Origin of the sequence: Plantactinospora sp. CA-294935, from assembly GCF_050936445.1 — a bacterium.
GTDB lineage: Bacteria > Actinomycetota > Actinomycetes > Mycobacteriales > Micromonosporaceae > Plantactinospora.
In genome coordinates this window covers 8,407,105-8,418,311 of sequence record NZ_JBNJMU010000001.1, presented here as the reverse complement: position 1 = coordinate 8,418,311, position 11,207 = coordinate 8,407,105, and the positions used below count along the sequence as shown (strand labels likewise).

The following is an 11,207-nucleotide window of genomic DNA, read 5'->3' as shown; positions in this document are numbered from 1 at the left end:
TCGTGCCCGCGCAGAGCCGCGTCGCCGGGTCGGCCCGGCGGTTACCACGCCGGGTCCAGTTCGCGGAGCCAGCTTCGCATGGCGGCCACGGTCGTTCCGGCGTCGCCGTCGACCATCGTGTAGTGATCACCCGGGATGTCGACGACCTCGTGCGGTAGCGGCCAGCACGGCGACCAGTCTCCGCCGGGATCGGCGTCGCGCATCTCCCGGGTGGGAGCAGCGCGCAGCAGCAGCGTGGGTACCGGTGACGGCTGAGGTTGCCAGCCATCGAAGATCCGTACGTAGGCGCCACCGGCGATCATCGTGGCGTCGGAGAAGAAGCCGTGGAACAGCTCCGCTGGACGGTTGCGGTCCGCCGCCACCAGCGCGAGCGCACGTCGGTCGTCCCGGCCCTCGGTGCCGTGGTGGCTGTCGATGAGGATCACGCCGGCCGGCGGGGCGTCGTCGGATGCGAGGTGCCCGGCGACGGCGTGCGCGACCAGGCCGCCGGTGCATTCGCCGACGATGACAACCCGTCGGTCGCCGGCCATGGTACGGACCGTGTCGGCGTGCAGGTTGGCCAGCGTGGCGGCGCTGTCCGGGATGTCGCGGCGGGCACCGAAGCCGGGATTGACGAGCATGTGCAGGTCGAATTCGTTGTCGAGCGCCCGGACCAACCCGACCGGAGTCGGATCGGACAGCGCGAGATAGCCGGGAATGTACAGCAGGATCGGCCGGCGCGGATCACCCCCGGCCAGGCGAACGGGCGGGACGACGTGCTGCGCTCGCTGCTCGACGGTGAACGTCGGCAGGCCGTACGAGGCGAGGTACCGCAGCGCAATCGCCTCCGGCACACCCTGTGCACGGATGACCCGGTGATAGATCGCGGTGAACCGGTCCGACGCGGTTCGCTCGCCGCTCGGTGTCGCCCCGGTCGGCATGTCGTCGAGCGGCGTCGCCTCCGTGTGCAGGGTCTCGGCCAGCAGCGGGTACAGATGTGCGGTCAGTTCCGCCAGGGTCGGATGGTCGAGGGCGGTCGTCGCTTCCAGGCGTACCCCGGTGAACGTGCTGAGCCGGTTGCGGAGCTGGACCGCGGCGAGTGAGTCGAGGCCCAACTCGGTGAAGTGCCGCTTTGCGTCCCACGACGCCGCGTCCGTAAAGCCCAGCACGGCGGCCACCTCCGCCCGGACCAGGGTCGACAGGGTCGCCTCGCGGTCCGCCGCCGGCACCCCGGCGAGGGCCGCGCGCCACGCCCCCCGCCCGTCGTCGGCGGCTGCGGCGGCTCCGCCCGGGGCGGCCGGCACCAATGAGCTGAGGACCGGCGGTACGGCGGCGCCGAGCAGCGCCGGCACGTCCAGTAGGAGCGGGACGAGCACCGGCTCGGGGGTGCGCAGCGCCCGGTCGAGCAGCGCCGTGCCCTGCGCCCGAGTGAGCGCCCGGATTCCGCCGTCGGTCAACTGCCGGCGGGCCGTGTCGGTCACCGCTCTGCCGGACATGCCTCCGGCGTCGTCGTCGGCTTCCCACAGGCCCCAGGCCAGCGACTGCGCCGGCAACCCCCGGGTCGTGCGGTGCTGCGCCAGCGCGTCCAGGAACGCGTTCGCGGCCGCGTAGTTGGCCTGACCCGGTCGGCCGAGCACGCCGGACGCCGAGGAGTACGTCACGAACGCGGCGAGACCGAGCCCACGGGTGGCCTCGTGCAGATGCCAGGCGGCGTCTGCCTTCGGCGCCAGTACGGCGGCGATCCGCTCCGGCGACATGGCGGTGAGGACACCGTCGTCGAGCAGACCGGCGAGGTGGAACACGGCGGTCAGTCCCGGCCGGCAGGAGGCGACCAGCGCGTCGACCTCCGACCTGTCGCCGACGTCGCAGGCGCGCACGCTGACCCGGGCCGGGAGTTCGTCCGCCCAGGACGGCGGCGTCCCGCGTCGACTGGCCAGCACCAGGTGCCGGACCCCGTACTCGGCGACGAGGTGGCGGGCCAGGATCGCACCGAGGGCGCCGGTGCCGCCCGTGATCAGTACGATGCCGTCCGGATCCAGGGCCGGCTCGGCGCCGTCCGCCGCGACGGACGGGGCGAGCCGTGGCGCGACTATGGTGCCGCCGTGGACCGCGAGCCGTGGTTCGGCCAGCGAGGCCGCCCGGTCCAGGGCCGCCTCCGAGGCGGGCGCGCCGCAGAGGTCGACGACGGTGTACCGGCCGGGGTGTTCGGACTGGGCGCTGCCGACCAGCCCCCACACCGCAGCGGCGGCCGGATCCGGGTCGGCGCCGGTGGCCCGTTCGGTGACGACGACGAGGCGTCCCGGCCGGTCGGCGCCGAGCCAGTCGGTGAGCCGGCGCAGGGTGCTGTCGAGCAGTGCGCGTGCCCGGGCGGGTGGGTCGCCGTCGGCGGGCGCGGCCGGGCGGAACAACTCGTACCCGCTGCCGTCGCCGGCGGCCGGTGCCGGTACCCAGTCGACCCGGTGCAGCGCCCGGCGGGCCGTCGCCCGTGCCACGGTCGCGGCGTCGATCTCCTTGGTGACGAGTGAGTCGATCGTGGCGACGGGTCGGCCGAGCGGGTCGTCGACGGTGACCCGTACCTCGTCCGGTCCGATCCGGTGCAGCACCACCCGCGCGGCCGTGGCTCCGGTGGCGTGCAGTTCGACGCCGCCGAGCGTGAACGGCATCCGTGGCCGGTCCGGCGGTTCGGCCAGCAGGCTGGCATGCAGGGCCGCGTCGAGTAACGCCGGATGCAGGCCGTACCGGCCGGCTTCGCCCGGTGCCAGGGCCAGGTCGGCATAGATGGTGTCGGCATCCCGCCACAAGCCGGTGACCAGGCGGAACGCCGGGCCGTAGCGGAATCCCGCCGCAGCGAGCCGGTCGTAGTCGACGGCGACCGGCCGGGCACCGGGCGGCGGCCAGTCGGTCCGGGGCGCCGGGGCACGGCCGGTCACGGCCGTGACGTCGGCGGTGGCGTGCCGGGTCCACGGTCCCGGAGATCCGTGCGGGCGGGCCCAGATGGTCAGCGGGCGGTCACCGGTCCCGCCGGGCGCGTCCACGACGACCTGGACGTCCACCGGTCCGGACAGCACCAGCGGGGTGGAGATCGTCAGCTCGGCCAGCCGGACGGCGGCGTCGTCCCCGGCATCCGCCGCCCGGAACGCCATCTCGGCCAGTGCGGCCGCCGGCACGACGACGTCGCCGCCGATCACGTGGTCCGCGAGCCACGGCTGGCGGGCGGTGCCGAGGAGCCCCGAGTGGCGTACCTGTGGACCGTCGGCGGCGGGCTGCGGATCGCCGAGCATCGGATGGGACGCCCCGGCGGCCGGCGGGGTGGCGTCCAGCCAGTAGCGCTGCCGCTGGAAGGGGTACGTCGGCAGATCGCACCGCCGGGCACCGCTGCCGGCGTACGCCACCTGCCAGTCCACTGACACGCCGTGCAGGTGCAGCGTCGCCAACGCGTCGAGGAAGCCGGCGACCTCGGTGGACCCGGATCGGATGCCGGGTACGAAGGCGGCATCGGAGTCCGCCGCGACGCACCGCTCGGCGAGGACGCCGAGGACCGCGTCCGGCCCGACCTCGAGGTAGGCGGACGTGCCGGCCCGGTCGAGCCAGGCGACCGCGTCGGCGTACCGAACCGTCTCGCGGGCGTGCCGGACCCAGTATTCGGCGCTGCCGAGCGCGTCCGGCTCGGGCCGACCGGTCAACCCGGAGACCACCGGCACCGAGGGGCGGTGGTAGGTCACCGACTCGGCCACCGCCCGGAAGTCGGCCAGCATCGGATCGAGCAACGGCGAATGGAACGCGTGGCTCACCCGCAGCCGGTCGGCACGACGCCCGAGCCGTGCGACCAGTTCCGTAACGGCGTTCTCGGCACCGGAGAGCACGACGGACTCCGGGCCGTTCACCGCGGCCAGTCCGACCGGGCCGGCGACGTCGGTGCGGAGCTTGTCCACCTCGGCCTCGGTCGCCCGGACCGCGACCATCGCCCCGCCCGGGGGAAGGGCGGCCATCAACCGCCCCCGTGCGGCGACCAGCCGGGCCGCGTCCGGCAGCGAGAGTACGCCTGCGACGTGCGCGGCGACGAGTTCACCGATCGAGTGTCCGGCGAGGTGGTCCGGCCGGACGCCACACGCCTGGTACAGCGCGTGCAGCGCCACCTCGTACGCGAACAGGGCCGGCTGGGCGTAGTCCGTGCGGTCCAGCAGTTCGGCATCGTCGCCCTCGACCACGGTGCGCAGCGGCCGGTCCAGGTGGGGCGTGAACGCGGCGCAGACCGCGTCGTAGACCTCGGCGAACCGGGGGAAGACTGCCGCCAGTTCGTTGCCCATCCCGAGCCGCTGCGCACCCTGCCCGGTGAACAGGAACGCCAGCCGTGGCTCGCGGCGGGCGACCGCCAGGCGTACGTCGATGTTCGGCATCCCGCGAGCCAGGTCGCGTACCGCGTCGAGGTGCCCGGCCCGCACCGCCGCCCGGTGTCCGAGCGCGGTCCGCCCGGTGGCCAGCGAGTACGCGACGTCCAGCGTGGAGGCGTCCGGGAGCGCAGCGGCGAGCCGCCCGGCGTACGCCCGCAGCCCGGCCTCGTCGGCGCCCGCGAGCAGCCACGGCGGGGTGCCCCGGCGTGAGGACCGGGCGGGCGCCGACGCACCGGCCTCGGCGGGATCGGCGGCGCAGTCGTCGTCCGAGCCGGCCTCGGCGGCCGGCACGGCAACCCCGGCGGTCGGCTCCTCGAGGATCACGTGCGCGTTGGTGCCGCCGATGCCGAACGACGAGACGGCCGCCCGTCGTGGCCGTCCCTCGGCGGGCCACGGCCGCGCCGTGTCGAGCAGCCGTACCGCACCCGCGGTCCAGTCGACATACGGCGACGGCTCCTCGGCGTACAGCGACCGGGGGAGCCGTCGATGGCGCATCGCCTCGATCATCTTGATCACGCCGGCCACGCCCGCCGCTGCCTGGGTGTGACCGAGGTTCGACTTCACCGAACCCAACCAGACGGGACGCTCCCGGTCCTGCCCGTACGTCTCGAGAATCGCGGCCGCCTCGATCGGGTCGCCGAGCCGGGTGCCCGTACCATGCCCCTCCACCACGTCCACCTCGGATGCCCGCAGGCCCGCGTCGGCGAGCGCCAGCCGGATGAGGTCCCGCTGCGACTCGCCGTTCGGTGCGGTGAGTCCGTTCGAGGCGCCGTCGGAGTTCACCGCGGTTCCGCGCAGGATCGCGAGCACCGGGTGCCCGTGCCGCCGCGCGTCGGCCAGACGTTCCAACAGGACGAGCCCGGCTCCCTCGGCCCAGGCGGTACCGTCCGCGCCGGCGGCGAACGAGCGGCACCGACCGTCCGGGGCGAGGCCGCGCTGCCGGCTGAACGCGAGGAACGGCCCCGGCGTCGCCATCACCGTCACACCGCCGGCGAGGGCCAGCGAGCACTCGCCCGCCCGGAGCGCCTTCGCCGCCAGGTCCATCGCGACCAATGACGACGAGCAGGCCGTGTCGATGGTCAGCGTCGGGCCGCGCAGCCCGAACACGTAGGCGATGCGCCCGGATGCCACACTGCCGGCCGAGCCGATTCCGAGATGCGACTCCAACTCGTGCGCGGACAACCGGCTCGCATAGTCGGCGTGCATGAGTCCGACGAAGACGCCGGTGTCGGTGCCGCGCAGCCCAGGCGTGGGAATACCAGCCCGCTCGAACACCTCCCAGGCGACCTCGAGCAGCAGCCGGTGCTGCGGATCCGTGGCGAGGGCCTCGCGCGGTGAGATGCCGAAGAACGCCGGATCGAAATCCGCCGCCTCGTGCAGGAATCCACCCCGGCGGGTGTACGTCGTACCGATCCTGTCCGGGTCGGCGTCGTACAGCGCCTCGACGTCCCAGCCGCGGTCGGTGGGAAACTCACTGGTCGCGTCCACGCCGTCGACGACGAGCTGCCACAGCTCTTCGGGTGAACGCACCCCGCCCGGGTACCGGCAGCCGACCGCGACGATCGCGACCGGCTCGGTGGCGGCTCTCGGGCGCCGAGCGACCGTGACCGGGGTACTTCCGGAAAGGCGATCGTCCAGATAGGCCACCAGCGCCGCCGGACTGGGCTGGTCCCACAGCACCGTCGTCGGCAGCCGCGACCCGGTACGCAGGCTGAGCCGGTGCCACACCGTCATGGCCGCCATCGACGTCATTCCCAGATCCGCGAACGCCGTGGTCAGCTCGGCGATCGGGCCGCAGACCGCCGCCACTTCGGCGCGGACCAGGTCTGTCAGCACGGCCCGGCGCTCGACGGCGGTCAGGCCGTCGAACCGGGCCGTCGTCTCCGGCGACGAGCCGGCCGCGAGCGCCTCGCGCAGCAGCCGGCGTCGGGGCTTGCCGGAGGCGGTACGCGGGATCACGGGGGTGAAGACGATCTCCTCCGGCACCTTGTACGCGGACAACGCCCGCGCGCAGGCCCGGAGCAGGCCGGCCGGGTCGGTCGCCCCGGCGGTGTCCACCGGCACGACGAAGGCCACCGGAACCTCGCCGAGCAGCGGGTGGGCCCGGGCGACGACGGCGGCGTCACGTACCTCGGGTAGGCGTCGCAGCGTCTGTTCGATCTCGGCCGGGTCCACGTTGGTGCCGCCGCGAATGATCAGGTCACCGACCCGTCCGACGATGCTCAGGTGGCCGTGCTCATCGATTCGTCCCAGGTCGCCGGTGCGGTACCAGCCGTCCCGCAGTACCTCCGCCGTCGCCTGCGGTTGCCCGTGGTACCCGAGCATGAGATTGGGCCCCCGGACCCAGACCTCGCCGTCCGCGTCCGGTGCCGCCGCCCGGCCCGTCGCCGGGTCGACCAGCCGCACCTCGACGCCCGGGGCCGGGGGGCCGCTGGTACCGCTCACCCGCGGTCCCGCGACCGGTTCCACCGCGATCATGCCGCAGGTCTCGGTACTGCCGTAACAGTCCAGCAGCGGGACGCCGAGTCGGGCCTCGACGTCCGCACGCAGCCCTGCGTCACTGACCGCCCCGGCGGTCAGGCAGATCCGCAACGACGACACCGCCGGCGGGTCGGCGTCCAGCAGTTGGCGGTACGTCACCGGCACCCCGGCGACGACGGTCGGTGCCGCTTCGTCGAGCAGCCGGGCCACCGTCGCGGGAGCGGGATCGGAGACGATCCGCGCGCTCGCGCCGGCCATCGTGACGCCGAGTACACAGAGCGAGTGTGCGAAGCTGTGCGCCATCGGCAGTGGCCACAGCAGACGGTCGTCCGAGGTCAGGCGGAGCACCGGCCCGTAGCAACTGACCGCCGACCACAGGGCCGCCCGCTGGGTCGAGACAGCGCCCTTGACCGCTCCGGTCGTCCCGGAGGTGTAGAGCATGAAGGCGGGCTCGTCGAGGCCGAGGTCGTCCGGCACGTCTCCGACGGGGTCCCCGGTTTCGTCGCCACCGGCAGCGAGGTCGCTCAGCCGCCGCGCGCCGGCCGGCAACGGACCCGCTCCGGCCACCACCAGCCGTAGCGGACGGAGTCCCGCGGTCACTCGGGCGATCTGGCCGAGGCGTCGTTCGTCGATCACCAGTACCGCCGGTTCGCAGTCGGCGAGCAGGGCCGCCAACTCGCCCTCGGTGCAGTGTGGATTGAGCGGGACGCCGACAGCCGTCGCCCGGACCGCCGCGAATAGCACCTCCACCAGGTCGACGCCGCCGTCGAGGCAGAACGCCACCCGGGCGTTACGTTCGATGCCGAGACCGGCGCCGAGACGGGCCGTACGCCGCTCCAGCTCGCCCCAGGTCACGGCGCGTCGGTCGTCTGCGTACGCCGTCCGGTCCCCGTACCGCCGGGCGTTGTCCCGCAACAGCGGCGGTATCGGCTTGATCACGTCCCGTTCGCCGGACGGGGTGTGCCTTTGCCCTTCGACGTCCCAGACATCCCGCACGGTCCTGATCCTCGCATTCGGATGCCAGTGCGACACCACGGTGGCGTCGAGTGCCCCCGGTGTGGGCTAGACGTCGGTAGTCGCACCACGGCCCGAGCCCGGGCTGAGGAGCGCGGTGGGAAACCGCACGAAGGGACGCACCGACGGGTTTCCCCGGGCGCCCGCCATCGGGGGAGCGCCGTCACTGCCCGGCAACGAGCGCGCCGGTCAGCGGGTCGTAGCGGTGCACCTGGACGTTCTCCTTGTGCTCCGGTTGCCCACCCGGCGCCCGGGTATCGGAGTGGTTGGTTGAGCTGCCCTGCCCGTCAGTACGGCGATCCCGGCACGTTGAGTTCGATCTGGTACAGGCCGAAGTCGCCCCACGTGCCGGAGGTGATGTAGAGGGTTCGGCCGTCGGGGCCGCCGAACGCGGCGTTGGTGGTGTTCCGGCCCGCGGAGATCGTGCCCAGCTTCTCGCCGCTGGCCGCGAAGACGTGGATCCGCCCGTCGGTGTAGGAAGCCCAGTAGATGTTGCCGGCGCAGTCCACCGTCGCGCCGTCCGGGCCGGCGAGGCTCGCGAACGTGGTGCGCTGCCCGGTGCTGCCGTCCGGCATCAGGTCGTACCGGAAGATGGTGTTGTCGGCGTTGCCGCCTGTGTAGAGGGTCGTCTCGTCCGGCGACAACACGATGCCGTTGGGTTGGGACACGGTGCCGTCGACGAGGGACACCTCACCGTCGCTCACCCGGAAGACCCCGGTCATCCCGCCCAGCTCGTCCGGCCGGTTGCCGCGTTGGAAGTTCGGGTCGGTGACGTAGACGGTCCCGTCGGCGCGGACCGTGAGGTCGTTCGGGGAGTTGAACCGTCGTCCCTGGAAGTCGCTCGCCACTGAGCTGCGACTTCGGTCGGACAGCAGGTAGGAGGACACGCTGCGCTGGTCGTGGGTGGCGGCGAGGATCCGGGTGCCGTCCCCGGTCACGGCCAGCCCGTTGCTGCCGGCGTTCTCGCTGAACACGTCGAACGTGTTCGGCGGGGTGAACCGGCGGATCGTCGAAGGCTGCACGTTCTCCGGGCCCGTACCGCCGCGCATGTCGGAGAGGAGCAGTTGGCCCGACCCGGCGAGCCAGACCGGTCCCTCCAGGAAGCTGAAGCCGCCGCTGATCCTGGTGGCGGCCATGGTGGGCGCGGGCAGCGGCGACGGGTAGGAGGCGCCCGGGGTGCAGGGGCCAGTCGTGCCGGCGAGGGCTCCGACATCCGCCGGATCGCCGGCGCTCACGGTGTCACCGGCATCCGCTCGGTCACCGGTGAACGTGGTGTTGATGGCCAGGGCCGTCAGCAGCGTCAGGGCACCGGCCAGGGCGGCGCGGGCAGATCGTCGGGGCATAGGTCGATTCCAATCAGGGGTGGGACCTGCTCATTCGTAGGGTCGGCGCGGACTCCCGCGGCCGGCCGGTGGGTCGCGGTGTGGCAGGCCGCCGTCGTGGGCGCGGTGCTCGGACGGTTCTGCACGTCGCCGTCCGACCGGCTGGCAAGGGTGTACCTGCGGTTGCGCACCGTCTGCGGGATCACCGCGTTCACCGAGTTCGCCGATGCTGGGTCAGGGGTACGGATGAACTGCACCTCCACGCGTCCATCCATCGAGACCTATGTATACCACGATGACGGCGGAGGGCGGCGCGGAGCCCTGCCGCGTCACGGCCACCGCCCACCAGCTCGGGACGGCGCGGAGTCGTCACGCCGGCTGCGACCTGGCAACGGACTCGGTGAGGTCACGCAGCGCCACCTTCGAGAACTTGCCCGTCGCCGTCTTGGGGATCTCGTCGATGACGACGAAGCGATCGGGGATCCACCACGAGGCGACCCGCCCGCGAAGGTACTCGCGCAGGCCCGTCTCGTCGCCCCCCACCCGGGCCGCGAGTACGACGTATGCCCACGGCCGCTCCCCCCAACGGTCGTCGACGACGCCGATCACTGCTGCCTCCCGCACAGCCGGGTGTGCCATCAGCTCGTTCTCGAGCGTCACCGACGAAATCCACTCCCCGCCGGACTTGATCATGTCCTTGATGCGGTCGACGATGTGTAGGTAGCCGAACTCGTCGAGCGTCGCGACGTCACCTGTCCGCAGCCAGCCATCGTCGGTGAAGGACGACGTGCCCGGATCGGCGCCGAAGTAGCTGGCCGCGATCGTCGGCCCGGCCACCTGGAGCTCGCCCGACGCGGTTCCGTCCCGCGCGACGGGTCGACGCTCGGCGTCCACGATCCGTACGTCGACCAACGGCATTGTCGGCCCGGGGTGGCCGAGCAACCGTCGGCGTTCGCCGGCCGGTAGTGCGTCGTGAGCGGACGACACCCGCCCGCACGCAACGAGCGGACTCGTCTCGGTCATCCCCCATGAACTTGTGATGGGTACGCCGATCGCCCGCTCCCATGCCTGGGACAGCGCGTCTGGCAGGGCGCTCCCGCCGCTGACCACCATGCGCAGCGACGAGAGGTCTGCGGTGCCCAGGAGTGGCTCCAGACCGCGCCAGATCGCTGGCACGCCGGCTGAGAATGTCACGCGGTGCCGGGAGAGCTGCTGGATGAGATCCGTTGGGGCCATTGCCGGGCCGGGAAGCACGAGTTCGGCTCCGGCGAGTACCGCCGCGTAGGGCAGCCCCCAGGCGTTGACGTGGAACATCGGCACGATGGGCATGACGACATCCCGCTCCGAGACGGCGAAGCTGTCGACGCCCAGCAGCAGCATCGCGTGTAGGACGATGGAGCGATGGCTGTAGAGCACGCCCCTCGGCCGCCCGGTCGTACCGGAGGTGTAGCACATGCTCGCGGCGTCGTTCTCGTCGACGCACGCTGCCGCTGCCGGCTCGGGACATCGGGCGAGTAGCGCCTCGTAGTCGACTACGCGCGGATCGACCGGAATCTTCTCGTCGCCACCGTCGTCCATCACGACGATCCAGCGAACCGTTGCGATGGAGCGGATGGCGTCCCACACCGTGCCCAGCAGCGACCGGTCGACGAAGACGATGTCGTCGGCCGCGTCGGACATGATGTGCACCAGATCGCGGGCGAAGAGCCGGTGGTTGATCGTGTGGAGGACGCGGCCGGCCGACGGAACACCCAGGTACAGCTCGACATGGCGCTGGCTGTTCCAGCCGAAGGTGCCGACCCGTGCCGAGTTCGGGACCTCCAGGACGTCGAGCACGGCGGAGAGTCGCCGCGCGCGGTCGATCACTTCGCCCCAGGTCGAGATCGTCTCGCCCGACGCGGTCGCCGTCACGACGCGCTTGTGGCGGAATCCCAGGTCCGCCCGTCGCATCAACAGGCCGACGTCGAGCGACCTGTCCTGCATCAGTCCGCGCACAATTCCTCCATTTCTGCGAGGGTGT

3 protein-coding genes are annotated in these 11,207 nt (G+C 72.7%); all 3 read right to left on the bottom strand.

The window, feature by feature from the left end; genetic code table 11:
* Positions 1–41 precede the first annotated feature (41 nt).
* The 3 genes from ACQEVC_RS36925 to ACQEVC_RS36915 all read right to left on the bottom strand — a co-directional run bounded on the left by ACQEVC_RS36925 (position 42) and on the right by ACQEVC_RS36915 (position 11,182).
* Entirely contained in the window at positions 42–7,847 is a 7,806-nt protein-coding gene (locus ACQEVC_RS36925) for an SDR family NAD(P)-dependent oxidoreductase (RefSeq protein WP_432887521.1), read from the bottom strand.
* 305 nt (positions 7,848–8,152) lie between these two features.
* A complete protein-coding gene (locus ACQEVC_RS36920; RefSeq protein ID WP_432887518.1) occupies positions 8,153–9,208 on the bottom strand; it encodes an SMP-30/gluconolactonase/LRE family protein in 1,056 nt (351 codons plus the stop codon).
* A 348-nt stretch (positions 9,209–9,556) separates the two neighbouring features.
* Complete coding sequence (locus tag ACQEVC_RS36915) at positions 9,557–11,182, bottom strand: long-chain fatty acid--CoA ligase (protein ID WP_432887515.1); 1,626 nt, start codon at positions 11,180–11,182, stop codon at positions 9,557–9,559.
* Positions 11,183–11,207: the final 25 nt, after the last annotated feature.

What these genes read in the sequence shown, in the direction of transcription:
- ACQEVC_RS36920 (WP_432887518.1), bottom strand. Translation starts at nt 9,208, where the DNA reads ATGCCCCGACGATCTGCCCGCGCCGCCCTGGCCGGTGCCCTGACGCTG.